Below are 23,301 nucleotides of genomic sequence, written 5' to 3' on the forward strand. Positions count from 1 at the left end.
CAAGCTATTCCTACGCTTGCCAGGGCAGAACATACAAGCGAGCTTGCTCGCGATGCCGCCGGTGATCGGACGCAGACGCCTCAGTCGACCGCGGTGAGGCGTCAGCGCCCCAGCTTGCGCGCCGCGCTCAGCACGATCATGCCCAGACCGCCCAGCATCATCATCCACTCGCGCGGCTCCGGTACGGCCGGCGTGGTCGTGATGTCCAGCGTGAAGCGGTCGCCCGCACTCAGGCCGGCGAAGGCGATGCGCCAGTCGGCGAGGCCGTCCTCGTAGAAGGGGTTGCCGAAGTAGAACTCCGTCACCGTAGCGCCTGCGAAGAAATTGGCGTCGAGCAGATCGCCATTCACCGTTGCCGCGCGCACCGAACCTGCGGTCCATGACACGGGTGCGCCACTCAGCGTCACGTTCAGCGAACCGATGCCGAAGCCGCTGGCGTCGCGCAGAATGGCGTTGAAGTCGGCGCTGCCGGCTGCGATGTCGGCGGCATCGAGCACGAAGCTGAAGCTCAGTGCAGCGTTGTTCAGCAGCGATACGTCGAGCGCGATCAGCGACGGCGTGCTGAAGCTGGTGTCGAGCAGATTGCCGTTCAGCGTGGCGCTGTCCATCGTGACGGCGTGGGCGGGCAGCGACAGGCCAGCGGTGATCGCGAGGGCAAGCAGGGTGTTCTTCATCGGGCGACTCCGGGAATGCGGTTGTTGCGACGCACGATAGGCAGTGCATGTGACAGGCGCATGTCGCCGCGTTGATCACGCGTTCAACAATCCGTCATCGACCTGTCACCGGCGCTCACCACACTCCGCGGCAACTTCTTCCGCCCGGAGCTTCCGCGATGTCCCGCAATGTCTTTTCCCGCCGCGACTTCATGCGCGGCATCGGCGCCGGTGCGCTGGCCGGTTCCGCCGTCGTCCGCTCCGCCACCGCGCTGGCGGCGACCGACAGCCTGTTCCAGCACGGCGTGGCCAGCGGCGATCCGCTGTCCGACCGCGTCATCATCTGGACCCGCGTGTCGCCGACCCGACCGGGCACCGTTGCCGTGCTGTGGGAAGTGGCGCTGGACGCGCGCTTCAGCCGCATCATCCGGCGCGGCCGCGTGCTGACCGGCGAGGACATCGACTACACGGTGAAGGCCGACGTGCTCGGCCTGCCGGCGGCTGCACGCCTGTACTACCGCTTCCGCGCCGACGGCCAGCTGTCACCGGTCGGCCGCACGCGCACGCTGCCGGCCGGTGCGGTCGAGCAGGTCAAGCTGGCGGTGTTTTCCTGTTCCAACTACCCGGCCGGCTATTTCCACGTCTATGCCGAGGCGGCCAAGCTGGACGACCTGCATGCGGCGGTTCATCTGGGCGACTACATCTACGAGTACCCGCGCGGTGGCTACGCCTCGGGCGATGCAGCCGCACTGGGTCGCGTGTCCGAGCCGGCCGGCGAGATACTGACGCTGGACGACTACCGCATCCGTCACGCCCAGTACCGCACCGACCCCGATCTGCAGGCGCTGCACGCCGCGCTGCCGGTGATCGCGGTGTGGGACGACCACGAGATTGCCAACGACACGTGGCGCGACGGCGCCGAGAACCACAGCGAAGGACTGGAAGGCGTGTTCGCGGAGCGGCGCGCGGCGGCGATCAAGGCCTACCACGAGTGGATGCCGACGCGCGTCGCCGATCCGGCGCAGCCCGAGCGCATCTACCGCAGCTTCCGCTTCGGCAACCTGCTGTCGTTGCACATGCTGGACACCCGCGTCATCGGCCGCGACCGGCAGATGGACTACGCTGACTATTTCGGCGCCACCGGTTTTGACGGCGCACGCTTTGCCGCCGATCTGGCCGACCCGAACCGCACGCTGCTGGGCGCCGAACAGAATGACTGGCTGGGCCTGCAACTGGCGCAGTCCGACACCACCTGGGATCTGCTCGGCCAGCAGGTACTGATGGGCCGCATGAACATTCCGGCACCGCTGGTGCTCGGTCAGATCAGTTTTTCAGCCTACAGCGCACTGGTGGTGAAGGCGCAGACCGCACCGGCCACGCTGACGCCGCAGGAGCAGGCGGTGCTCGCGCAGCCTGCGATTCCGTACAACCTCGATGCCTGGGACGGCTACGCGGTCGCGCGCGAAACGGTGCTGGGCACCGCGCGTGCGCTGGACAAGAACCTGGTCGTGCTGTCGGGCGACACGCATAACGCCTGGGCGAGTGACCTGGCGGACTACGCCGGCCGCGCGGTGGGCGTCGAGTTCGCGACGCCCGGCGTGACCTCGCCCGGTTTCGAGGAGTACTTCCCGAGCGAAAACCCGCTGGCGGTCGCCGCCGGGCTGACGCAGATCATCGGTCCGCTGCAGTACGCCGACACTGCGCGCCGCGGCTTCATGATCGTCACCACGACCCGGGATGCTTGCCGCTGCGAGTGGCGCTACGTCAGCACGGTAAAGAGCCGCAGCTACGTGCTGCAGCAGGGGCCGGCGCTGAAGGTGCTGCCGGGCGCGGCAAACCGGAAGCTTATGCCGGCGTGACAGATGTCCGGGGCGCGGCACGCGGGTGGAGCCGCTCCCCGGACGGAGGCTCAGTGTCGAGGCGGCGGCGCGTCAGCGACCTTCTTCGGCTGGAACAGCTTCACCAGTGCGCTGCCGGCGATGCCCATCAGCAGCATCATGCCGGCGCCGATCAGCCACACCGTCCATACGATGAAGCCGAGCAGGCCGCGCAGGTCGGGCGTCTGCTGCAGCCAGGCCTGGATTTCCGGGCCCGCGTCAAGCAGCCAGGCGCGGCTGTCGTCCAGCCATTCCTGCGGCAGCCACGGGGCCAACCAGACCGGCGGCCGCAGACTGTCCAGCCACAGCGGCCATTCGGCCAGCGCGTTGGCGCTCCAGCCGGGCCAGTTCAGTACCGAGTCGGCGGTCCAGGCCATCAGCGTCCAGATGCCGACGACCAGTGCGACGAAGATCCAGATCACGGCGTGAGCCATTGCGGTGTCCTCAGAGCAGTTTTTTCAGTGCGTACAGCGCGTCCAGTGCCTCGCGGGGGCTGAGGCTGTCCGGGTCGAGCGTGGCGAGCGCATCGACCGCCGCGTGCGACGGCGGTTCCGGTGGTGGTGGCGCGGGCGCGAACAGATCGGCCTGCGGACCGGCGTTGATGCGGCTGGCTTCGAGTTGCTGCAGCGCGCGTCGGGCGTCGCGGATCACCGTACCGGGCACGCCGGCCAGCGCGGCCACCTCGATACCGTAGGACTGCGAGGCCGGGCCTTCTTCGATCGCGTGCAGGAAAACGATGCGGCTTCCGTGCTCGACCGCATCCAGGTGCATGTTGGCGCAGCTCGCGTGGGTCTGCGCGAGCTGGGTCAGTTCGAAGTAGTGGGTGGCGAACAGGGTCCAGCTGCGGTTGCGCGTCAGCAGATGGCGGGCGATCGACTGGGCGAGCGCCACGCCGTCGAAGGTCGAGGTGCCGCGGCCGATCTCGTCCATCAGTACCAGGCTGCGTTCAGTGGCGCCGTGCAGGATGCCGGCCGCTTCGGTCATTTCGACCATGAAGGTCGAGCGGCCCGAAGCGAGGTCGTCGGAGGCGCCGATGCGGGTGTGGATGGCGTCGAGCGGGCCCAGTCGCACGGCGCGCGCCGGCACCGGGCAGCCGCAGTGCGCCAGCAGCGCGATCAGCGCCACCTGCCGCATATAGGTCGACTTGCCGCCCATGTTCGGGCCGGTGATCAGCAGCATGCGACGCGCGTCATGCATCGCCGTGTCGTTGGCGATGAAGTTTTCGACCTGCTGTTCGACCACCGGGTGACGGCCGCGCTCTATCGTGATTTCCGGTTCGTCTACGAACTGCGGCCGGCAGTAGTCGTGGCGCTGGGCGGCGCGGGCGAAAGCGATCAGGCCATCCAGTTCAGCTAGCGCACGGGCGATGTCGCCGAGCAGCGGCAATTCGGGCGCCAGCGCGTCGAGCAGCTGTTCGTACAGGAATTTCTCGCGCGAGGTGGCGCGATCGGCGGCTGACAGTGCGCGGTCCTCGAAGGCCTTCAGTTCCGGCGTGATGTAGCGCTCGGCGTTCTTCAGCGTCTGCCGGCGGCGGTAGTCGTCCGGGATGCGCTCGACGTTGGCGTGCGTGACCTCGATGTAGAAGCCATGTACGCGGTTGTACTCGACCTTGAGGTTGGCGATGCCCGTGCGGCTGCGCTCGCGCGCTTCTAGCGCCAGCAGGAACTCGCCGCAGTTGTCCTGCAGGCCGCGCAGTTCGTCCAGTTCGGCGTCGAAACCGGCGCGCATGACGCGCCCGTCGCGCAGCTGTGCGGCCGGCTCGTCCATGATGGCGCGGGCGAGCAGGTCGCTGGCGGCCAGCGGCTGCGCCAGTGTGGCACGCGCCTGGTCGAGCAGACCGCGATCGAGCGGGATTGCCTCGGCGATGGCCGGCAGCTTCGCCAGCGAGTCGCGTAGGCTGGACAGGTCGCGCGGCCGTGCGGTGCGCAGCGCGACCCGCGCCGCGATGCGCTCGATGTCGGCGATGCCGCGCAGCGCGTCGTGCACCCGGTCGGCGCGGTCGGTGTCGCGCAGCGCGGCGACGGCCTCCTGTCGCGCGTCGGCGCGTGCGCGCTCGCGCAGCGGGTGGTGCAGCGCGCGGCGCAGCCAGCGCGAGCCCATCGAGGTGGCGCAGGTGTCGAGCAGCGACAGCAGCGTCGGTGACGCCTCGCCACGCAGGGTTTCGGTCAGCTCGAGATTGCGCCGGGTGGCCGCGTCCATGCGCAGCCAGTTCGAATCGTGTTCGACCGCGAGCGTCGTGACGTGGGCGAGCGCCCGCTGCTGCGTCGCCTGCGCGTAGCTGAACAGCGCGCCACAGGCGGCCAGCGCGATCGGTACCTCGGCAACGTCGAAGGCGGCGAGGTCGCGGCTGCCGAAGTGCTCGCACAGCAGCCGGGTTGCCTCCGTCACGTCGAACTGCCAGGCGCTGCGCGACGTGACCGCCCAGCTGCCCTCGGGTGCGCTGGCGAGATCGGCGACCAGCAGTTCGGCCGGGCGCAGGCGGTCGAGCAGCGACGGCAGCACGTTGGCAGCGACTTCGGTCAGCTTCAGCTCGCCGCTGGCGAGGTTGAGCCAGGCGACGCCGGCCCGCGCACGCTCGACGTGCAGCGCCATCAGCAGCGAGTCGGCGCGCTCGTCGAGCAGGCTGGCGTCGGTCAGCGTGCCCGGCGTGACGATGCGCGAAATGGCACGCTCGACCGGGCCCTTCGACGTGGCCGGATCGCCGATCTGCTCGACGATCACCACGGATTCGCCCATCTTCACCAGCCGCGCGAGGTATTGCTCGACGGCGTGGAAGGGTACGCCGGCCATCGGAATCGGTTGCCCGGCGGACTGCCCGCGGTGGGTCTGCGTGATGTCGAGCAGCCGCGCGACGCGGATCGCGTCCTCGAAGAACAGTTCGTAGAAATCCCCCATGCGGTAGAACACCAGCAGATCGGGGTGCTGCCTCTTGAAGCCGAGATACTGCTGCATCATCGGCGTGTGGCCCGAAAGGTCTTTGTTGTCCATGCGAAACGAAGGTGCGGGCGGGGTCCGCGTGCCGAGTGGCAGGCGGAACGGACCGGCGATTGTATCGGCTCACTGCGATCCGGCGCGATGACGATAGGAATGTTGCGGCGCAGTATTAAAGTTGGGAATATTTCCCGCCGATATAGATGACTGATTTCAATTACTTACGGAGTCGTCATGTTCGCCAACTGGACTTTGCGAAGCAAGATGCTGGCGGTGGGCGTGGCCGCACTGGCCGGTATGCTCATGATCGGCGTCATCGGCGCCTTCGAGATGCGCAGCGCGGCGCACGAGCAGCGCATGCAACTGTTGCGCGCGCTGGTCGAATCGACGCGCACACAGATCGGCTATTACGAGCAGCTGGCGAAGGACGGCAAGCTGACGCGCGAGCAGGCTCAGGCGCAGGCGCGCGAGGCGCTGCGCAACGTGCGCTTCCAGCAACGCGAGTACTTCTACATCTACAGCACGGACGGCGTGAACGTGCTGCACCCGACACAGCCGCAGCGCGAGGGTAAGCCCTTCATCGACGAGCGGGACAAGCTCGGCAAGCCTTTCGTGGCCGAGATCGTGAAGGCCGGCCAGGCCGGCGGCGGCTTCGTCGATTACCACTTCCCGCGTCCGAACGAGACCGAGGCCGTGCGCAAGGTCGCCTACGTGGCGCCGGTGCCGGACTGGCAGTGGGTGGTCGGCACCGGGCTTTACGTCGATGACGTGGAAGCCGCCTTCCGCAAGGATCTGGCGATCAATCTGGGCATCGTTGTCCTGCTGGCAGGCGTGGTGCTGACACTGGTGATCGCGATCGGTCGCTCGGTCATGCGCCAGGTCGGGGGCGAGCCGGCGGTGGCCGTCGAGGCGATGAAGAAGGTGGTCGAGGGCGATTTGCGGGCCGGGGTTGGCAGCGCGCCGGCGGGCAGCGTACTGGCGGAACTGGATACGCTGATTTCGCGGCTGCGCACGACCGTGTCGGAGATCAGCGCCGGCGCGCAGAAGGTCGGCGCCGCTACCGCGGACATCAGCGCCACCTCACGCCAGGTGGCCGGATCGGCCCAGCAGCAGACCGACTCCACGCAAACCATGGCGGCCGCGATGGAAGAGCTGACGGTGAGCATCACCCACATCTCGGAAAATGCCGGCGAGACCGAAAGGCAGTCGGTCGAGTCGTCGGAAATGGCGGTGGCCGGCGAACGGCAAGTACATGAAGCGGCCGAGGAAATGCGCTCGCTGGCCGACGCAGTGGTGCAGGCGAGCGAGCGCATCGCGTCGCTGAGCGCACGCGCCAACGAGGTAGGCGGCATCGCGACGGCGATCAACGACATTGCCGCGCAGACCAATCTGCTGGCGCTGAACGCCGCCATCGAGGCGGCGCGTGCTGGCGAACAGGGCAGGGGCTTCGCGGTGGTGGCCGACGAAGTGCGCAAGCTGGCCGAGCGCACGACGCAGGCGACGCTGCAGATCGGTCAGACGGTCAGTGCGATCCGTGGGGAAAGCGAAGCGGCGGTCAGCGCGATGGATGCGGCTTCCGAGCGGGCGCGTAACAGCGTGAACTCGGCTGAACAGTCGGCCGACATGCTGCGCCGGATCGCCGAGGGCGCGACCCGTGCCCGCGAACTGGTGGCCGAGGTGGCCAACTCGACGCGCGAACAGGGCATCGCCAGCAACAGTCTGGCCGGCCAGATCGAGCAGGTGGCGCAGATGGTCGAGGCGACCAGCCAGGGCATGCACGCCACCGCCACCGCGACGGAAGAGCTGACCCGCGTGGCGGGCGACCTCAACAGCGTCGTGTCCCGCTTCCGCTGCTGACGGACCTGTCCGGCCGGCCCGCCGGGCCGGCCGTCTTTCAGCCGCGCAGGGCTTCGGTCAGGTGCGGTTCGATGGCCTGCAGGATGGCCGGGTAGATGCGCGGCGTGGCGGCGACCAGATTGCCGCTTTCCATATAGCCGGTCTCGCCCTGCAGATTGCCGACCAGGCCGCCGGCTTCGCTGACCAGCAGGCTGCCGCCGGCGATGTCCCACGGCGACAGACCGATCTCGAAGAAGCCGTCGAAGCGACCGCAGGCGACGTAGGCCAGATCGAGCGCTGCAGCACCCGGGCGGCGCAGGCCGGAGGTCTTTTCCATCAGCGACTTGAACATGCCCAGATAGGCATCGACGTGGTCCCACACGCGATAGGGGAAGCCGGTGCCCAGCAAGGCCTCGCCCAGCTTGGCGCGGCGCGACACGCGGATGCGGCGGTCGTTGAGGAAGGCGCCGCGGCCACGGCTGGCGGTGAACATTTCATTGCGCACCGGATCGAACACGACCGCCGACTGCATCTGGCCGCGGTGTTCGAGCGCGATCGACACCGCATACTGTGGCATGCCGTGGATGAAGTTGGTGGTGCCATCCAGCGGATCGATGATCCAGCGGTACTCCGACTCGGGGCCGGACTCGCCGCTCTCCTCGGCTAGAATGGCGTGGTCCGGATAGGCCTCGCGCAGGATGCCGACGATGGCGTCTTCAGCGGCACGGTCGACCTCGGTCACGAAATCGTTCTGGCGTTTGCTGCTGACCTTCAGCAGGTCCACATCCTGGCTGGCCCGGGTGATGATCTGACCCGCGCGGCGGGCGGCCTTGACGGCGGTGGTGAGCGTCGGATGCATGAATGTCTCTGTACGCGGACCTTGTGGCCCGCATCTCGGCAGGAAAACCCTGCATTCTAATATGAACCTGAAAGCCTCAGTTGACCGCTTGGCATCCGTGCGAGGCGGAGGCCTTCATCTCCGTACCTTTTATCATTTGCCTGCCCCTTGCACATGGGCCGAGACCGCTTCGACGTCGCGGACACGGCTGGCGGGGCGCCCGGCTGCGTTGCGCGTCCTTGCTGGGAGCCATCCCGCCGTGTCCTCGCGCGTTGCCGCACACCCCGCCAACCATGCCCACGTCGTCAATCAACTGAGGTTTTCAGGTTGAACCCGTTCGCTTCTCTCGACCGCGTGCGCGTGGTCATGTCGCACACCACCCATCCGGGCAATATCGGCGCCTGTGCGCGGGCGATGAAGGTGATGGGGCTGTCGCGCCTCTATCTGGTCAATCCGAAGCACTTTCCGCACGAGGACGCGGTGGCGATGAGTTCGGGCGCAACCGACGTGCTCGATAACGCCGTGGTCGTCGACAGCATCGAGGCGGCGCTGGCCGGCACCGTTGCTCAGGCGGCGCTGACCGCGCGTCGGCGCGAAATGGCGCTGCCGGTGCGCGACGTGCGCTCGGCCGCGACCGAACTGGCCACGCTGCTGGCGGGCAGTGATGCGGAGGTGGCGCTGGTGTTCGGCACCGAAAGTTCGGGCCTCACCAACGAGGAGGTGGCGATGTGTTCGCTGCCGGTCACCATTTCGACCAGCGAAACCTACCGTTCACTGAATGTCGCGGCCGCCGCCCAGATCATGTGCCACGAACTGCGCATGGCGGTCGGTGGCGCCGTGCTGCCGGCCGAAGTGCCTCCGGCGCTTGCGCCGCACGAGGGGCTGGAAAGCCTGTATGCGCTGTTCGAGCAGCTGATGCTCGAATCGGGTTTCCTCGACCGGGTGAATCCGGGCCGCGCATTGCCGCGCCTGCGTCGTCTGTTCGGCCGGGCTCAGGTCGAGGCGGAGGAGCTGCATCTGCTGATGGGCGCGCTCAAGGCCATCGGCGGCAAGAAACCTCGGGCGCCCGAGCGGTAGCGAACTTCGCAGGTGCACAAAAACCGACTAAAATTCTCGGGTTTCAACCGTCCGGCAGCGCTGCCGGCGCTTCCCACAAGGAAAGACGATGTTCCAACGCCTGCGCGAAGACGTTGCCAGCGTGCTCGACCGTGACCCGGCCGCCCGCTCCGCCTTCGAAGTGCTGACCTGCTATCCGGGCATCCACGCGCTGTTCATCCATCGCATGGCCAACGCCTGCTGGCGCCGCGGCTTTCTGTGGCTCGGCCGCTTCCTGTCGCACATCGGCCGCGTGCTGACCGGCATCGAAATCCACCCGGGAGCGACCATGGGGCGTCGCGTGTTCATCGATCACGGTATGGGAGTGGTGATCGGCGAGACGGCCGTGGTGGGTGACGAATGCACGATCTATCAAGGGGTTACGCTGGGCGGAACTTCGCTGTACCGCGGTGCGAAGCGCCATCCGACGCTGGGCCGGGGAGTCGTCATCGGTGCCGGTGCCCAGGTGCTGGGTGGTTTCGAGGTCGGTGACGGCGCCAAGATCGGTTCCTGCGCAGTGGTGGTGAAACCGGTGCCGGCAGGGGCCACCGCGGTCGGTAACCCGGCGCGGATCATCGAGGCGACCGCGCCCGGGGTCGAGGACGAGAAGAAGCGGCGAGCCGAACAGGCCGGCTTCACCGCCTATGGCGTCACCCGCGACATGGAAGATCCGATGGCCAAGGCGCTCACCGCACTGGTCGATCATGCGCTGGAAAGCGACCGCCGCATCGAGTGCCTGCTGCAGAAGCTCGAGCGCGCGGGCATACAGCTCGACGACGAGGCGAAGGAAGAAATGGCCGACCACTCGCACGTCGATCTGGACAAGATCCGTACGAATTGTTGACTGAACTTGTCGGGAATTATAAAGTCGACTGAAATGATCGGGAATTGAACCGGCCTCCTCCGGTTCGCCGATGTCCCGGCTGATTTCAGGAGCCCACGCGATGAGACTGACCACCAAAGGACGCTTCGCAGTCACTGCGATGCTCGACCTCGCCCTGCGGCAGGAAAACGGTCCGGTCACGCTGTCCGGCGTGGCCGAACGCCAGCGCATCAGCCTGTCCTACCTCGAACAGCTGTTCGGCAAGCTGCGCCGCCAGGAGCTGGTGGCCAGCGTACGTGGCCCGGGCGGCGGCTACTGTCTGGCGCGCGACGCGCGCACGATTTCGGTGGCGCAGATCATCATCGCGGTGGATGAGCCGCTCGACGCGACCCAGTGCGGTGGCAAGGAAAACTGTCTGGACGAACACCGCTGCATGACGCACGACCTGTGGTCTAACCTCAGTCGTCACATGTTCGATTACCTCGACTCGATCAATCTGCACGATCTGATGGTGCAGCAGCGCGAGCGCAACAGTCACAAGGTGGTGCTGCACGACCACGCGCCGCGTGCCTGTTCGACCGAGCCGGCGAGCGTGCAGGCCTGATCATGTTTGCGCCGGTCTACCTCGACCACAACGCCAGCACACCGCTGCTCGACGCGGTGCGCGAGGCGATGCTGCCCTGGCTGGGCGTGCGTTTCGGCAATGCGTCGAGCCGCCACGAGTACGGTCGCGCCGCCCGCCGCGCGATTGACGACGCACGGGCGCAGGTGGCGGCCGCCGTGAAGGCGCACCCGACCGAGGTGGTGTTCACCAGCGGTGGTTCGGAAGCGAACAACCTGTTCATCAAAGGCGCTGCGGCCCGCATGAAACCGGGCGTGATCGCGGTGTCGGCGATCGAGCACCCGTGCGTGCGCGAACCGGCGCGCCAGCTTGCGCGCGGCGGCTGGGAACTGGCCGGCATCGCGGCCGACACGCAGGGCAGGGTGCTGGTCGATACGCTCGATCCGCGCGCCGCGCTGGTGTCGGTGATGGCGGCCAACAACGAAACGGGCGTGCTGCAGGACATTCCTGCCTTCGCAGCCGCGGCCAAGCGCAGTGGCGCCTGGCTGCATAGCGATGCGGTGCAGGCGCTGGGCAAGATCGAACTGGATTTCCGTGCGCTCGGCGTGGCGGCGATGACGCTGTCGGCGCACAAGATCGGCGGCCCGCAGGGTGCCGGTGCGCTGGTGCTGGACAAGCGGGTCGATATCGAACCGCTGATTGCCGGAGGTGGCCACGAGCGCGGCCTGCGCTCGGGTACCGAGAACATTGCGGCCATCGTCGGTTTCGGCGTGGCCTGCGAGCAGGCGGTTGCCGCACTCGGCGCCCGGCGCGAGGCGATGCAGGCGCAACGCGCGCGCATCGAAAGCTGCGTGGCGGCGCTCGGTGGCGTCGTGTTCGGGGCGCAGGCGAAACGCCTGCCCAACACCTGCTATTTCGCGCTGACTGGCATCGATGGCGAAACCCTGGTCGGCAAGCTCGACCGCGCCGGTTTTGCGGTGGCCAGCGGGGCGGCCTGTTCCAGCGCCTCGCCCGAACCGTCGCGCACGCTGACAGCGATGGGCGTCGAGGCGGACCTGGCACGCGGCGCGGTGCGGGTGAGCGTCGGTGCGGCGACGACGATGCAGGACGTGGATGATTTTTGCAGCGCGCTGGTGCGGGTCGCGGACGAGCTCCGTGGTCTGCGGGCGATGGCTGCGGCGTGATGAAGTAAACAAGGACCTGATGGAGCCGATGACATGCTGAAATTCCCGATCTACCTCGACTACTCGGCGACCACGCCTGTGGATCCGCGCGTGGCGGCCAAGATGATTCCCTGGCTGACCGAGCACTTCGGCAACCCGGCCTCGCGCAGCCACGCCTACGGTTGGGAGGCGGAAGCCGCGGTCGAGGAGGCGCGCGAACAGGTGGCCAAGCTGGTCAATGCCGACCCCAAGGAAATCGTCTGGACTTCGGGCGCGACCGAATCGAACAACCTCGCCATCAAGGGCGCGGCGCATTTCTACTCGGGCAAGGGCAAGCACATCATCACGATGCGCACCGAACACAAGGCGGTGCTCGACACCTTCCGCGAGCTGGAACGCGAAGGCTTCGAGGCGACCTACCTCGACCCGAAGGACGACGGCCTGGTCGATCTGGACGTGTTCCGCGCCGCCCTGCGCCCGGACACCGTGCTGGTGTCCATCATGTTCGTGAACAACGAGATCGGCGTCATCCAGCCGATCGCCGAGATCGGCGAGATCTGCCGCGAGAAGGGCATCATCTTCCACGTCGACGCCGCGCAGGCGACCGGCAAGGTGGCGATCGACCTCGACAAGCTGAAGGTCGACCTGATGAGCTTCTCGGCACACAAGACCTACGGCCCGAAGGGCATTGGCGCGCTGTACGTGCGCCGCAAGCCGCGCATCCGTCTGGAAGCGCAGATGCACGGCGGTGGTCACGAGCGCGGCCTGCGTTCGGGCACGCTGGCGACGCACCAGATTGTCGGCATGGGCGAAGCCTTCCGCATCGCGCGCGAGGAAATGGGCACCGAGAACGAGCGCGTCCGCATGCTGCGCGACCGTCTGCTCAAGGGCCTGCAGGACATCGAGGCGACCTATGTGAATGGCGACCTGGAAGCGCGCGTCCCGCACAACCTCAACATCAGCTTTGCCTACGTCGAGGGTGAGTCGCTGATCATGGCGATCAAGGAAGTGGCGGTGTCCTCCGGTTCGGCCTGTACCTCGGCCAGCCTGGAGCCGTCCTACGTGCTGCGTGCCCTCGGTCGCGAAGACGAACTGGCGCACAGCTCGATCCGCTTCTCGATCGGCCGCTTCACCACCGAAGAGGAAGTCGACTTCACCATCGATCTGCTCCACCGCAAGATCGGCAAGCTGCGCGAACTGTCGCCGCTGTGGGAAATGGTGCAGGAAGGTGTGGATCTGAATACCGTGCAGTGGGCTCATCACTGAGCACAGACCACTGACGATGTGCCACCGGGCGCATCGGGGAAAGACAGGAAGACAAGGAGAAAGACATGGCCTACAGCGACAAACTGCTCGATCACTACGAAAACCCCCGCAACGTCGGCTCCTTCGGCAAGGAGGACGATGACGTCGGTACTGGCATGGTCGGCGCGCCGGCCTGCGGCGACGTAATGAAGCTGCAGATCAAGGTGGGTGCGGACGGCATCATCGAGGACGCCAAGTTCAAGACCTACGGCTGCGGCTCGGCCATCGCGTCGAGTTCGCTGGTGACCGAATGGGTCAAGGGCAAGACGCTCGATCAGGCAATGGAGATCAAGAACACCGCCATCGCCGAGGAGCTGGCACTGCCGCCGGTGAAGATCCACTGCTCCATCCTCGCCGAAGACGCGATCAAGGCGGCGGTCGAGGATTACCGCAAGAAGCACGGCGCAGCGGCGCCGGAGTCCGACGCAGCCTGAAGGAGCACGACATGGGTGTCACACTGAGCGAAAAGGCGGCGAAACACGTCGCCAACTACATCGCCAAGCGCGGTCGCGGCGTCGGCCTGCGCCTGGGCGTGCGCACCAGCGGGTGTTCCGGCATGGCTTACAAGCTTGAATTCGCGGACGATCTCGCGGCGGACGATCTGGTGTTCGAGAGCCATGGCGTCAAGGTGCTGATCGACCCGAAAAGCCTGCCCTACCTCGAAGGGACCGAACTGGACTTCGTGCGCGAAGGCCTGAACGAGGGGTTCAAGTTCAACAACCCCAACGTCAAGGACGAGTGCGGCTGCGGCGAAAGCTTCAATGTCTGAGTCCGCCGGCCTGCTGCCCGAAGCCGACCTGTTCAGCAGCGATCACTTCGCGCTGTTCGGTCTGCCGCGCCGCTTCGAGATCGACGAACGCGCGCTCGAATCGCGTTATCACGAGCTGCAGTCGGCGGCGCACCCTGACCGCCACGCGCATCGCGCCGAGCAGGAACGGCGGCTGTCGATGCAGTGGGCCACACGCATCAATGAAGGCTACCGCCTGCTGCGCGCGCCGCTGTCGCGTGCGCGCTATCTGCTGGAACTGGAAGGCATTGACGTCGGCGCGGAAAACAACACCGCGATGCCGGCCGACTTCCTGATGCAGCAGATGGAATGGCGCGAGGCGCTGGACGAGGCGCGCGACGCACGCGACGTCGATGCGCTGGACGCGCTGGCGCGCAATCTGCGGCAAGCGCGCCGCGACGCGGAGGCGTTGCTGGCCCGCCAGCTTGATGTCGAGCACGACAACGCGGCTGCCGCGGCCACCGTGCGTCGCATGATGTTCATCGCGAAGCTCGGCGAGGACATCGCCGAGGCACACGAAACACTGGAAAACTGATGGCCCTGCTGCAGATCGCCGAACCCGGCGAATCCACCGCGCCGCACCAGCACCGGCTGGCTGTGGGCATAGACCTGGGCACCACGAATTCACTGGTCGCCACCGTGCGCAACAGCGTGCCGGTGGTGCTGAACGACGACAAGGGCCGCGCGCTGCTGCCATCGGTCGTGCGCTATTTCGCCGACGGTCGCACCGTCGTCGGCCACGCCGCGCAGGCGGCGCAGGCGCAGGACCCGCGCAATACCATCGCTTCCGTCAAGCGCTTCATGGGACGCGGTCTGGCCGACGTGGCGCACGTCGAATCGATGCCCTATGTGTTCGAGGACGCGCCGGGCATGGTCCGCCTGCGTACCGCGCAGGGCGCGAAAAGCCCGGTCGAGGTGTCGGCCGACATCCTGCGTACGCTGCGCGAGCGCGCCGAAGCCAGTCTGGGCGGTCCGCTGACCGGCGCCGTCATCACCGTACCTGCCTATTTCGACGATGCGCAGCGGCAGGCCACCAAGGACGCCGCACGTGTGGCCGGCCTGGAAGTGCTGCGCCTGCTGAACGAGCCGACCGCGGCCGCCATCGCCTACGGTCTCGACAATGCCTCGGAGGGTATCTACGCGGTCTATGACCTCGGCGGTGGCACCTTCGACATTTCCATCCTCAAGCTGTCGCGCGGTGTGTTCGAAGTGCTGGCGACCAGCGGTGATGCCGCGCTCGGCGGCGACGATTTCGACCATCGCGTCTATTGCTGGCTGATCGAGGCTTCGCGCATCGGCCCGCCCGGGCTGGAGGACATGCGCACGCTATACATGGAAGCGCGTCGCGCCAAGGAAGTGCTCTCCGCGCAGGACGCCGTGCATATCGGACTCAAGCTGTCCGGTGGCGAGGAGATCGATGTCACGCTGACGCGTGACGCCTTCGCCGACATGACGAAGAAACTGGTGGAGAAGACGCTGGCGCCGACCCGCAAGGCATTGCGTGACGCCGGTCTGTCGCCGGAAGAGGTCAAGGGCGTCGTGATGGTCGGCGGCGCCACCCGCATGCCGCACGTGCAGCGCGCGGTGGGTGAGTTCTTCGGCCAGGAGCCGCTGACCAACCTCGACCCGGACAAGGTGGTCGCCATCGGCGCTGCCATCCAGGCCAATGTGCTCGCCGGCAACCGCAGCGCCGACGAGGACTGGCTGCTGCTCGACGTGATTCCGCTGTCGCTCGGGCTGGAGACGATGGGCGGGTTGGTCGAGAAGATCATTCCGCGCAACTCGACGATTCCGACCGCGCGCGCGCAGGAGTTCACCACCTTCAAGGACGGCCAGACAGCGATGGCCATCCACGTCGTACAGGGCGAACGAGAACGCGTGTCCGACTGCCGTTCGCTGGCGCGTTTTGAACTGCGTGGCATTCCGCCCATGGTGGCGGGTGCGGCGCGCATCCGCGTCAGTTTCCAGGTCGACGCCGACGGATTGCTCAGCGTTTCGGCGCGCGAGATGGGCACCGGCATCGAGGCGCGCATCGAAGTCAAGCCGAGCTATGGCCTGGGCGATGACGAAGTCACGCGCATGCTGCGCGAGGGCTTCGAGCACGCGCAGGAGGACATGAGTGCGCGCGCTCTGGCCGAACAGCGGGTCGAGGCGCAGCGCCTGGGCGAGGCGACGCGCGCTGCGCTGGCCGCCGACGGCGATCTGCTCGACCCGGCGGAACGCGCCGCGATCGACGCGGTGCTGGTCGACCTGGCCAAAGCTGCCGCTGGCGAAGACACCCCCGCCATCAAGAAGGCGATCGACGTGCTCGGCCGCAGCACCGACGAGTTTGCCGCCCGCCGCATGAACCGCAGCATCCAGCGCGCGCTGGCCGGTCGCAGCGTCGAATCACTGTAAGAAACCGAATTCCGAGACCCGCATGACCCAGATCGTCGTACTGCCCCATGTCGAACTGTGCCCCGAAGGCGCAGTGATCGAAGCCGCCCCCGGCACCACCATCTGCGACGCACTGCTCGCCAACGGCGTCGAGATCGAGCACGCCTGCGAGAAGTCCTGCGCCTGCACCACCTGTCACGTCATCGTGCGCGAGGGCTTCGGCAGCCTCGAAGCCGCCGAGGAACTGGAGGAGGATCTGCTCGACAAGGCCTGGGGCCTGGAGCCGAACTCGCGCCTGTCCTGTCAGGCCGAGGTGGCCGGCACGCCGCTGGTGGTCGAGATTCCGAAATACACCATCAACATGGTCAGCGAAGGGAAGAGGTAACGGCGATGAAATGGACCGATTCACGCGAGATCGCGATTGCGCTGACCGAGGCGCGACCCGATGTCGATCCGCAGTACGTGCGCTTCACCGACCTGATGGAGTGGGTCATGGCGCTGCCCGGTTTCGACGACGAACAGAGCCGCTGCGGCGAAAAGATTCTGGAAGCCATCCAGCTGGCCTGGATAGACGAAGCGGATTGATGCGTCGCTGAGCGTTGCACGGGGAGCGGGAAGGGCAGAAATGAAGGCGCAGTGTCGCCGGCAACTGCTCTGGTCAGCGCGCCGCGGTGTTCAAGGGCCGCCGCTTTTCCGGTAAACTGCGCATTTCCCGCTGCAGCGCAATACATGACCAAGTACGTATTCGTCACCGGTGGCGTGGTGTCCTCGCTCGGCAAGGGCATTGCAGCCGCCTCGCTGGGCGCGATTCTCGAATCGCGCTCCATCCGTGTCACCCACCTCAAGCTCGACCCCTACATCAACGTCGATCCGGGCACGATGAGCCCGTTTCAGCACGGTGAGGTCTTCGTCACCGAAGACGGGGCGGAAACCGATCTCGACCTCGGCCACTACGAGCGCTTCACCAGCGCCAAGATGGGCAAGCGCAACAACTTCACCACCGGCCAGATCTACGAGTCGGTGATCAAGAAGGAGCGCCGTGGCGAGTATCTGGGCAAGACGGTGCAGGTGATCCCGCACATCACCGACGAGATCAAGGCCTATGTGAAGCGTGGCGCCGAAGGCGCCGACGTGGCCATCGTCGAGGTCGGCGGTACGGTGGGCGATATCGAGTCGCTGCCCTTCCTCGAAGCGATCCGCCAGATGGGCATCGAAGAGGGCCGCGGCAACACCTGCTTCATGCACCTGACGCTGGTGCCCTACATCGCCACCGCCGGCGAACTGAAGACCAAGCCGACCCAGCACTCGGTCAAGGAACTGCGCGAGATCGGCATCCAGCCGGACATCCTGCTGTGCCGTTCCGACCGCGTGGTGCCCGACGACGAGCGGCGCAAGATCGCGCTGTTCACCAATGTGCTGCCGGAAGCGGTCATTTCGGTCACCGACGCGGACAGCATCTACAAGATCCCGGCCATGCTGCACAACCAGATGCTGGACGAGATCGTCTGTCACAAGCTGAACATCCTGGCCCGCGCGGCTGATCTGAGTGCCTGGACGCGACTGATCGACGCGCTGGAGCATCCGGAGCGCGACGTGGACATCGCCTTCGTCGGCAAGTACGTCGACCTGACCGAGTCCTACAAGTCGCTGTCGGAAGCGCTGGTGCACGCCGGCATCCATACGCGTTCGCGCATCAACATCCACTACATCGACTCGGAAGCGATCGAGCGCGCCACCGATGGCGGCCGTGCGCTGCTCGACCCGATGGACGCCATCCTGGTGCCCGGCGGCTTCGGTCGCCGCGGCGTCGAGGGCAAGATCGCCGCCATCCGCTACGCACGCGAGAACGGCGTGCCCTACCTGGGCATCTGCCTCGGCATGCAGCTGGCGGTGGTCGAGTACGCCCGCAATGTGGCCGGCCTGACTGGTGCGCACAGCACCGAGTTCGAACGCAACGCGCCGCACCCGGTGATCGGCCTGATCACCGAGTGGATGAGCGCCGAGGGCAAGCTCGAACGCCGCGACGAGTCGTCGGACATCGGCGGCACGATGCGCCTGGGCGGCCAGAACTGCAACCTCGCCGAAGGCAGCCTGGCGCGCGACATCTACGGCGCCGCGACCATCGTCGAGCGTCATCGTCACCGCTACGAGGTGAATAACCAGTACCTCGCCCAGCTCGAAAAGGTGGGTCTGCGCGTGTCCGGCCGTTCGCAGGATGCGACCGACCCGCTGTGCGAAATGATCGAACTGCCGGACCACCCGTGGTTCGTCGCCTGCCAGTTCCACCCCGAATTCACCTCGACGCCGCGCGCCGGCCATCCGCTGTTTTCCGCCTTCGCCCGCGCGGCCATTGCCCGCCAGGACGCGCGCGGCGCGGTCAAGCGGTCCGTGCGCAAGGTGACAGGCTAAGGAGATCGCCATGAAACTGTGCGGATTCGACGTCGGCCTCGACCAGCCCTTCTTCCTGATCGCCGGCCCGTGCGTGATCGAGTCGCGCGAAATGGCCTTCGACACGGCAGGCAAGCTGAAGGAAATCACCGCCCGACTGGGCATTCCCTTCATCTACAAGTCGTCCTTCGACAAGGCCAACCGCAGCTCGGGCAAGAGCTATCGCGGCCCCGGCATGGAGAAAGGCCTGGAAATCCTGGCCGACGTGAAGCGCGAGCTGAACGTGCCGGTGCTGACCGACGTGCACACCGCGGAAGAGGCGCCCATCGTCGCGCAGTACGTCGATGTGCTGCAGACGCCGGCCTTCCTGTGCCGCCAGACCGACTTCATCCACGCCTGTGCCGCTACCGGCAAGCCGGTGAACATCAAGAAGGGCCAGTTCATGGCGCCGGGCGACATGAAGAACGTGGTCGACAAGGCGAAGGAAGCGAACGGCGGCGCGGACACCATCATGGTGTGCGAGCGCGGTGCCTCCTTCGGCTACAACAACCTCGTGTCCGACATGCGGTCGCTGGCCATCATGCGCAACACCGACTGCCCGGTCGTGTTCGACGCGACGCACTCGGTGCAACTGCCGGGCGGGCAGGGCAGTTCTTCGGGCGGACAGCGCGAGTTCGTGCCGGTGCTGGCGCGTGCTGCGGTGGCCGTGGGCATCGCCGGCCTGTTCATGGAAAGCCACCCGAATCCCGAGAAGGCGATGTCGGACGGCCCCAATGCGTGGCCGCTGCCGATGATGGAAGCGCTGCTGACCCAGCTGCGCGACCTCGACGCCGTCACGAAGAGGCACGGATTCCTCGAATCCGCCTTCGCCTGATGGCGCGGGACACGATCAAAATTCGAATTCAATAAATTTACTGAGGACCTGGAGCGACCATGAGTGCAATCGTCGATGTCGTCGCGCGCGAGATACTGGATTCGCGCGGCAATCCCACTGTTGAAGCGGACGTGCTGCTCGAGTCGGGCATCATGGGCCGCGCCGCCGTGCCGTCCGGCGCCTCGACCGGTTCGCGCGAAGCCATCGAGCTGCGCGACGGTGACAAGGACCGTTACCTCGGCAAGGGCGTTCTGGCCGCCGTCGAGAACGTCAATACCGAAATTTCGGAAGCCATCATCGGTCTGGATGCCGAAGAGCAGGCCTTTATCGACAAGACGCTGATCGAGCTCGATGGCACCGAGAACAAGTCGCGCCTCGGCGCGAACGCCACGCTGGCGGTGTCGATGGCGGTGGCCAAGGCCGCCGCTGAAGAGGCTGGCCTGCCGCTGTACCGCTATTTCGGCGGCTCGGGTGGCATGGCGATGCCGGTGCCGATGATGAACGTGATCAACGGCGGCGCGCACGCCAACAACAGCCTGGACTTCCAGGAATGCATGATCATGCCGGTCGGCGTGACCAGCTTCCGCGAAGCGCTGCGCATGGGCGCCGAAGTGTTCCACGCGCTGAAGAAGCTCACCGACAAGAAGGGCTACCCGACCACGGTCGGTGATGAAGGCGGTTTCGCACCCAACGTCGGCAGCGCTGAAGAAGCACTGAACATGATTCTCGACGCCGCCTCGGCCGCCGGCTACGAGCCGGGCCGCGATCTGGTGCTGGCGCTGGACTGCGCCGCCTCCGAGTTCTACAAGGACGGCAAGTACCACCTCGAAGGCGCGGGCCTGACGATGGAATCGGCCCAGCTGGTCGATTACCTCGCCACGCTGGCCGACAAGTTCCCCATCGTCAGCATCGAGGACGGCATGGCGGAGAACGACTGGGACGGCTGGAAGCTGCTGACCGAACGTCTGGGCAGCCGCGTGCAGATCGTCGGCGACGACCTGTTCGTCACCAACACCAAGATCCTGAAGGAAGGCATTGCCCGCGGCATCGCCAACTCCATCCTGATCAAGATCAACCAGATCGGCACGCTGACCGAAACCTTCGCCGCCGTCGAGATGGCCAAGCGCGCGAGCTACACCGCCGTCATTTCGCACCGCTCGGGCGAAACCGAGGACAGCACCATCGCCGACATCGCGGTCGGCCTGAACGCGATGCAGATCAAGACCGGTTCGCTGAGCCGTTCGGACCGCATCGCCAAGTACAACCAGCTGCTGCGCATCGAAGAAGATCTCGGCGATACCGCGTGGTACCCGGGCGCTTCGGCGTTCTACAACCTGCGCAAGTAAGCGGGCAGGTCGGCGATCATGGTCCGCCACTGGCCGTCCTTGTTGCTGGTGGCGCTGATCGCCGCGCTGCAGTACCCGCTCTGGCTCGGCAAGGGCGGGTGGCTGCAGGCATGGGAAGCCGAGCGTGCGCTGGAAGCGCAGCGCGCGCTCAACACCCGGCTCGAAGCGCGCAACGTCGCGCTGGAGGCGGATGTGAAAGACCTCAAGACCGGCTTTGACGCGGTCGAGGAGCGCGCACGCATCGAACTGGGCCTGGTCAAGCCGGGCGAGGTGTTCGTGCAGGTGCCGCGCAGCAAGCCCTGACCCCCGTCAGGCGGATTTCGTCGTTTTTCCGGATGTTCAGACGTCGCGACGCAGCGTGCGCAGCCCGCTGATGCGCGCGGCGAACCAGCCGCTGTCCAGCGCATCGGTGCGCACATACTTTCCGCGCGTGCTCGGTGCGTGGATGAAGCGCCCCTCGCCGGCGTAGATGCCCATGTGTGAATGCGGCTTGCCGCTGGTGTTGAAGAACACCAGATCGCCCGGCTGCAGCGACGCACGATCGACCGGGCGCGCCAGGCGGGCGATCTGCGCCGCGTTGTGCGGCAGGCGGATGCCGGCTACCTGCTCGAATATCCAGCTCACCATGCCACTGCAGTCCAGCCCGCTGTCCGGGTTGCGACCGCCGAAGCGGTACTGGTTGCCGATCAGCCCGAGCGCGTAGATCACCGCGTCCTGCGCGTGGGTGTCGTCGGCCAGCTGCAGGGCCGCCGTCGGCGCAGGCGCAGGTGTCTGTACGGCAGGCGGTTGCGGCGTGGGCGGCGCATCGGGCAGCGGCGCCGGCAGCGTGCCGCAGCCCGCCAGCAGCAGCGCTGCGGTGAGCGTGAGCGCCTGCTTACTTGCGGTCAATCTCGATCTGTCCGCTGATGTTCACGCTGACGCGCGATTCACCGGCCTCGACCGGCATGTCGGCCATTGCCGCCTCGGCCATCGCCACCTTGCTGCGCATCAGCGGTCGCGGCGGCGGCATGCCGGAGGTGTTGCTCACGTTCATGTGCAGGATGCGCCAGTTGCCGCCGAGCGACGCGGCGACGATCTTCGCGCGTGCGTTGAAGGCGGCGATGGCGTCGCCGATGGCGGCGTTCTCTGCTTCGCGCGCGGTGTCCTCGCTCGGCTCCAGCGTCAGCTGGCCGACCGCAAGCTGCGACTGCAGCTTGCCCAGCAGTTCGGACAGCGCCGCCTGATCTTTCGACTCCAGCAGCAGTTCCGAGCGCATGCGCCAGCTTTCGATGGTGCGGCCGTTCTTGCTGTAGACCGGATAGGTCGAGGTGTTGCCGCTGCGTACCTTCACGCTGGTGTAGGGCTTGGTCGTGGCGAGGGCGGCCTGCATCGCCGCATTCACCTTCTTCGCCAGCGGTCCGGGCGTGGCGTCGCCCAGTTCGATGTAGGCCTGAGCGCGTGCAAGGTCGTTCTGGGCGAGACGGGACGCTTCGGCGTTCAGGTCGACCACGATGCCTTCGCGCCGCGCGGCAGACGGTTCGGCCGCATTCGCGCCGGACACGCAGGCTGCAAGCAGCAGCCAGAGGGGGAATTTCATTTGTGCTCCCGCAATCGTCATGACGACGGGAGTATAGCGGCCGGGGATTTCAGCGGCGACGGTGGATGTCCCGCTCTTCGTCGGCCTTGATGCGCACCGGCACGCGGGCGTGCTCTTCGCCCATCGCCGACAGCAGTGCGACGCCGAGCAGCGCAAGATAGGTCAGCACCGCCATCACGGTGGTTTCGCCGCTGGCGGCCAGCATGACGGCCGGCAGCACGTGGGCGCCGGTGAAGAAGAAGTGGGTGCGCTGGGTCATTGCAGTCTCCCGATGTCGGTGGTTCACCGGGATAACGACCGCCCGCGCGCCGTGCTGAAGGGTACGTCAGTCTCTGGGGACGGCCTGCAGACTGTCTCGGTACAGGCGCGACTTGTCGACATAGCCGGCGGCGCTGCGCATCAGCCCCTCGACCTCTTCGTCGGTAAGCTGGCGCACCACGCGGCCGGGCGAGCCGAGCACCAGGGAGCGGTCGGGAATGACGCGACCCTCCGGAATCAGCGCATTGGCGCCGATCAGGCAGTTGCGACCGATCACTACGCGGTTCAGGATGACGGCGTGGATGCCGACCAGCGAGCCGTCGCCGACCGTGCAGCCGTGCAGCATCGCGTGGTGGCCGATGGTCACGTCGGTGCCTATGGTCAGCGGCACGCCGTCGTCGATGTGCAGCACCGCGCCATCCTGTACATTCGAGCGCTCGCCGATCGAGATGTGGTCGTTATCGGCGCGGATGACCGCACCGAACCACACGCTGGTGTCCGCCTTCAGTTCGGCATCGCCGATGATGCTCGCGCTGGGCGCGATCCAGGTGCTGGAATGGACGACGGGCGTCTTGCCGTCGAGGGCGTACAGACTCATGCGGACTCCCGGCTG

General features: G+C 66.7%; 25 protein-coding genes. 17 read left to right on the forward strand and 8 right to left on the reverse strand.

Annotation, left to right across the window (positions count from 1 at the left end):
- Nucleotides 1–101: 101 nt before the first annotated feature.
- Complete coding sequence (locus IV112_RS15615) at nucleotides 102–674, reverse strand: hypothetical protein (RefSeq protein WP_304004917.1); 573 nt, start codon at nucleotides 672–674, stop codon at nucleotides 102–104.
- A 158-nt stretch (nucleotides 675–832) separates the two neighbouring features.
- Here IV112_RS15615 and IV112_RS15620 point away from each other — a divergent pair, with 158 nt between their 5' ends.
- Complete coding sequence (locus IV112_RS15620) at nucleotides 833–2,512, forward strand: alkaline phosphatase D family protein (RefSeq protein WP_304004920.1); 1,680 nt, start codon at nucleotides 833–835, stop codon at nucleotides 2,510–2,512.
- A 50-nt stretch (nucleotides 2,513–2,562) separates the two neighbouring features.
- On the opposite strand, the gene IV112_RS15625 is transcribed toward IV112_RS15620, so the two are convergent.
- Nucleotides 2,563–2,964, reverse strand: coding sequence for a hypothetical protein (locus IV112_RS15625; RefSeq protein ID WP_304004923.1), 402 nt, complete (start codon nucleotides 2,962–2,964; stop codon nucleotides 2,563–2,565).
- A 10-nt stretch (nucleotides 2,965–2,974) separates the two neighbouring features.
- On the reverse strand, nucleotides 2,975–5,518 hold the full coding sequence (gene mutS / locus IV112_RS15630; RefSeq protein ID WP_304004929.1) for a DNA mismatch repair protein MutS: 2,544 nt from the start codon (nucleotides 5,516–5,518) through the stop codon (nucleotides 2,975–2,977).
- A 177-nt stretch (nucleotides 5,519–5,695) separates the two neighbouring features.
- On the opposite strand from mutS, the gene IV112_RS15635 reads away from it, so the two are divergent.
- Nucleotides 5,696–7,318, forward strand: coding sequence for a methyl-accepting chemotaxis protein (locus tag IV112_RS15635; RefSeq protein WP_304004932.1), 1,623 nt, complete (start codon nucleotides 5,696–5,698; stop codon nucleotides 7,316–7,318).
- 37 nt (nucleotides 7,319–7,355) lie between these two features.
- On the opposite strand, the gene IV112_RS15640 is transcribed toward IV112_RS15635, so the two are convergent.
- Complete coding sequence (locus IV112_RS15640; RefSeq protein ID WP_304004934.1) at nucleotides 7,356–8,156, reverse strand: inositol monophosphatase family protein; 801 nt, start codon at nucleotides 8,154–8,156, stop codon at nucleotides 7,356–7,358.
- A gap of 306 nt (nucleotides 8,157–8,462) precedes the next feature.
- Here IV112_RS15640 and IV112_RS15645 point away from each other — a divergent pair, with 306 nt between their 5' ends.
- From IV112_RS15645 to ftsB, 15 genes are all read left to right on the forward strand, one after another.
- Complete coding sequence (locus tag IV112_RS15645) at nucleotides 8,463–9,212, forward strand: RNA methyltransferase (protein WP_304004937.1); 750 nt, start codon at nucleotides 8,463–8,465, stop codon at nucleotides 9,210–9,212.
- A gap of 88 nt (nucleotides 9,213–9,300) precedes the next feature.
- Complete coding sequence (cysE, locus tag IV112_RS15650) at nucleotides 9,301–10,074, forward strand: serine O-acetyltransferase (RefSeq protein WP_304004940.1); 774 nt, start codon at nucleotides 9,301–9,303, stop codon at nucleotides 10,072–10,074.
- A gap of 100 nt (nucleotides 10,075–10,174) precedes the next feature.
- On the forward strand, nucleotides 10,175–10,657 hold the full coding sequence (iscR, locus tag IV112_RS15655; RefSeq protein ID WP_304004944.1) for a Fe-S cluster assembly transcriptional regulator IscR: 483 nt from the start codon (nucleotides 10,175–10,177) through the stop codon (nucleotides 10,655–10,657).
- 2 nt (nucleotides 10,658–10,659) lie between these two features.
- Nucleotides 10,660–11,799: a cysteine desulfurase family protein gene (locus tag IV112_RS15660; protein ID WP_304004947.1), complete on the forward strand. Its 1,140-nt coding sequence runs from the start codon at nucleotides 10,660–10,662 to the stop codon at nucleotides 11,797–11,799.
- Between the two features lie 33 nt (nucleotides 11,800–11,832).
- A complete protein-coding gene (locus tag IV112_RS15665) occupies nucleotides 11,833–13,044 on the forward strand; it encodes an IscS subfamily cysteine desulfurase (protein WP_304004949.1) in 1,212 nt (403 codons plus the stop codon).
- Between the two features lie 65 nt (nucleotides 13,045–13,109).
- Nucleotides 13,110–13,517, forward strand: coding sequence for a Fe-S cluster assembly scaffold IscU (gene iscU / locus IV112_RS15670; RefSeq protein WP_304004952.1), 408 nt, complete (start codon nucleotides 13,110–13,112; stop codon nucleotides 13,515–13,517).
- 11 nt (nucleotides 13,518–13,528) lie between these two features.
- A complete protein-coding gene (gene iscA / locus IV112_RS15675; RefSeq protein ID WP_019917724.1) occupies nucleotides 13,529–13,852 on the forward strand; it encodes an iron-sulfur cluster assembly protein IscA in 324 nt (107 codons plus the stop codon).
- Complete coding sequence (gene hscB / locus IV112_RS15680; protein WP_304004957.1) at nucleotides 13,845–14,405, forward strand: Fe-S protein assembly co-chaperone HscB; 561 nt, start codon at nucleotides 13,845–13,847, stop codon at nucleotides 14,403–14,405. Before iscA ends, hscB begins: the two co-directional genes overlap by 8 nt.
- Nucleotides 14,405–16,267: a Fe-S protein assembly chaperone HscA gene (hscA, locus tag IV112_RS15685; RefSeq protein WP_304004961.1), complete on the forward strand. Its 1,863-nt coding sequence runs from the start codon at nucleotides 14,405–14,407 to the stop codon at nucleotides 16,265–16,267. Before hscB ends, hscA begins: the two co-directional genes overlap by 1 nt.
- 22 nt (nucleotides 16,268–16,289) lie before the next feature.
- Nucleotides 16,290–16,631 (forward strand): ISC system 2Fe-2S type ferredoxin, encoded by a 342-nt coding sequence (gene fdx / locus IV112_RS15690; protein WP_304004963.1) that lies wholly within the window; start codon nucleotides 16,290–16,292, stop codon nucleotides 16,629–16,631.
- A 5-nt stretch (nucleotides 16,632–16,636) separates the two neighbouring features.
- Nucleotides 16,637–16,831: a Fe-S cluster assembly protein IscX gene (iscX, locus tag IV112_RS15695; RefSeq protein WP_019917730.1), complete on the forward strand. Its 195-nt coding sequence runs from the start codon at nucleotides 16,637–16,639 to the stop codon at nucleotides 16,829–16,831.
- Between the two features lie 144 nt (nucleotides 16,832–16,975).
- Nucleotides 16,976–18,655, forward strand: a complete 1,680-nt coding sequence (locus tag IV112_RS15700; protein ID WP_304004968.1) for a CTP synthase — start codon at nucleotides 16,976–16,978, stop codon at nucleotides 18,653–18,655.
- A 10-nt stretch (nucleotides 18,656–18,665) separates the two neighbouring features.
- Nucleotides 18,666–19,508, forward strand: a complete 843-nt coding sequence (kdsA, locus tag IV112_RS15705; protein ID WP_304004972.1) for a 3-deoxy-8-phosphooctulonate synthase — start codon at nucleotides 18,666–18,668, stop codon at nucleotides 19,506–19,508.
- 59 nt (nucleotides 19,509–19,567) lie between these two features.
- Nucleotides 19,568–20,854 (forward strand): phosphopyruvate hydratase, encoded by a 1,287-nt coding sequence (eno, locus tag IV112_RS15710; protein ID WP_019917735.1) that lies wholly within the window; start codon nucleotides 19,568–19,570, stop codon nucleotides 20,852–20,854.
- A gap of 18 nt (nucleotides 20,855–20,872) precedes the next feature.
- Nucleotides 20,873–21,157 carry a cell division protein FtsB gene (gene ftsB / locus IV112_RS15715; RefSeq protein WP_304004976.1) on the forward strand — a complete coding sequence of 95 codons (285 nt, stop codon included), beginning with the start codon at nucleotides 20,873–20,875 and terminating at the stop codon, nucleotides 21,155–21,157.
- A 36-nt stretch (nucleotides 21,158–21,193) separates the two neighbouring features.
- Here ftsB and IV112_RS15720 read toward each other — a convergent pair whose 3' ends face one another.
- From IV112_RS15720 to IV112_RS15735, 4 genes are all read right to left on the reverse strand, one after another.
- Nucleotides 21,194–21,742 (reverse strand): C40 family peptidase, encoded by a 549-nt coding sequence (locus IV112_RS15720; protein WP_304004979.1) that lies wholly within the window; start codon nucleotides 21,740–21,742, stop codon nucleotides 21,194–21,196.
- The gene (locus tag IV112_RS15725) at nucleotides 21,729–22,430 is read right to left on the reverse strand and encodes an SIMPL domain-containing protein (RefSeq protein WP_304004982.1); all 702 of its coding nucleotides are present in this window, start codon (nucleotides 22,428–22,430) and stop codon (nucleotides 21,729–21,731) included. The genes IV112_RS15720 and IV112_RS15725 overlap by 14 nt, the downstream gene beginning before the upstream one ends.
- 49 nt (nucleotides 22,431–22,479) lie before the next feature.
- Complete coding sequence (locus tag IV112_RS15730) at nucleotides 22,480–22,689, reverse strand: hypothetical protein (RefSeq protein WP_304004985.1); 210 nt, start codon at nucleotides 22,687–22,689, stop codon at nucleotides 22,480–22,482.
- Between the two features lie 66 nt (nucleotides 22,690–22,755).
- Complete coding sequence (locus tag IV112_RS15735; protein WP_020165110.1) at nucleotides 22,756–23,286, reverse strand: gamma carbonic anhydrase family protein; 531 nt, start codon at nucleotides 23,284–23,286, stop codon at nucleotides 22,756–22,758.
- Nucleotides 23,287–23,301 lie beyond the last annotated feature (15 nt).

Source organism: Methyloversatilis discipulorum (genome assembly GCF_018780585.1).
GTDB lineage: Bacteria > Pseudomonadota > Gammaproteobacteria > Burkholderiales > Rhodocyclaceae > Methyloversatilis > Methyloversatilis discipulorum_B.

What these genes read in the sequence shown, in the direction of transcription:
- IV112_RS15615 (WP_304004917.1), bottom strand. Translation starts at nt 674, where the DNA reads ATGAAGAACACCCTGCTTGCCCTCGCGATCACCGCTGGCCTGTCGCTG.
- IV112_RS15620 (WP_304004920.1), top strand. Translation starts at nt 833, where the DNA reads ATGTCCCGCAATGTCTTTTCCCGCCGCGACTTCATGCGCGGCATCGGC.
- IV112_RS15625 (WP_304004923.1), bottom strand. Translation starts at nt 2,964, where the DNA reads ATGGCTCACGCCGTGATCTGGATCTTCGTCGCACTGGTCGTCGGCATC.
- mutS (WP_304004929.1), bottom strand. Translation starts at nt 5,518, where the DNA reads ATGGACAACAAAGACCTTTCGGGCCACACGCCGATGATGCAGCAGTAT.
- IV112_RS15635 (WP_304004932.1), top strand. Translation starts at nt 5,696, where the DNA reads ATGTTCGCCAACTGGACTTTGCGAAGCAAGATGCTGGCGGTGGGCGTG.
- IV112_RS15640 (WP_304004934.1), bottom strand. Translation starts at nt 8,156, where the DNA reads ATGCATCCGACGCTCACCACCGCCGTCAAGGCCGCCCGCCGCGCGGGT.
- cysE (WP_304004940.1), top strand. Translation starts at nt 9,301, where the DNA reads ATGTTCCAACGCCTGCGCGAAGACGTTGCCAGCGTGCTCGACCGTGAC.
- iscR (WP_304004944.1), top strand. Translation starts at nt 10,175, where the DNA reads ATGAGACTGACCACCAAAGGACGCTTCGCAGTCACTGCGATGCTCGAC.
- IV112_RS15660 (WP_304004947.1), top strand. Translation starts at nt 10,660, where the DNA reads ATGTTTGCGCCGGTCTACCTCGACCACAACGCCAGCACACCGCTGCTC.
- IV112_RS15665 (WP_304004949.1), top strand. Translation starts at nt 11,833, where the DNA reads ATGCTGAAATTCCCGATCTACCTCGACTACTCGGCGACCACGCCTGTG.
- iscU (WP_304004952.1), top strand. Translation starts at nt 13,110, where the DNA reads ATGGCCTACAGCGACAAACTGCTCGATCACTACGAAAACCCCCGCAAC.
- iscA (WP_019917724.1), top strand. Translation starts at nt 13,529, where the DNA reads ATGGGTGTCACACTGAGCGAAAAGGCGGCGAAACACGTCGCCAACTAC.
- hscB (WP_304004957.1), top strand. Translation starts at nt 13,845, where the DNA reads ATGTCTGAGTCCGCCGGCCTGCTGCCCGAAGCCGACCTGTTCAGCAGC.
- hscA (WP_304004961.1), top strand. Translation starts at nt 14,405, where the DNA reads ATGGCCCTGCTGCAGATCGCCGAACCCGGCGAATCCACCGCGCCGCAC.
- fdx (WP_304004963.1), top strand. Translation starts at nt 16,290, where the DNA reads ATGACCCAGATCGTCGTACTGCCCCATGTCGAACTGTGCCCCGAAGGC.
- iscX (WP_019917730.1), top strand. Translation starts at nt 16,637, where the DNA reads ATGAAATGGACCGATTCACGCGAGATCGCGATTGCGCTGACCGAGGCG.
- IV112_RS15700 (WP_304004968.1), top strand. Translation starts at nt 16,976, where the DNA reads ATGACCAAGTACGTATTCGTCACCGGTGGCGTGGTGTCCTCGCTCGGC.
- kdsA (WP_304004972.1), top strand. Translation starts at nt 18,666, where the DNA reads ATGAAACTGTGCGGATTCGACGTCGGCCTCGACCAGCCCTTCTTCCTG.
- eno (WP_019917735.1), top strand. Translation starts at nt 19,568, where the DNA reads ATGAGTGCAATCGTCGATGTCGTCGCGCGCGAGATACTGGATTCGCGC.
- ftsB (WP_304004976.1), top strand. Translation starts at nt 20,873, where the DNA reads ATGGTCCGCCACTGGCCGTCCTTGTTGCTGGTGGCGCTGATCGCCGCG.
- IV112_RS15725 (WP_304004982.1), bottom strand. Translation starts at nt 22,430, where the DNA reads ATGAAATTCCCCCTCTGGCTGCTGCTTGCAGCCTGCGTGTCCGGCGCG.
- IV112_RS15730 (WP_304004985.1), bottom strand. Translation starts at nt 22,689, where the DNA reads ATGACCCAGCGCACCCACTTCTTCTTCACCGGCGCCCACGTGCTGCCG.
- IV112_RS15735 (WP_020165110.1), bottom strand. Translation starts at nt 23,286, where the DNA reads ATGAGTCTGTACGCCCTCGACGGCAAGACGCCCGTCGTCCATTCCAGC.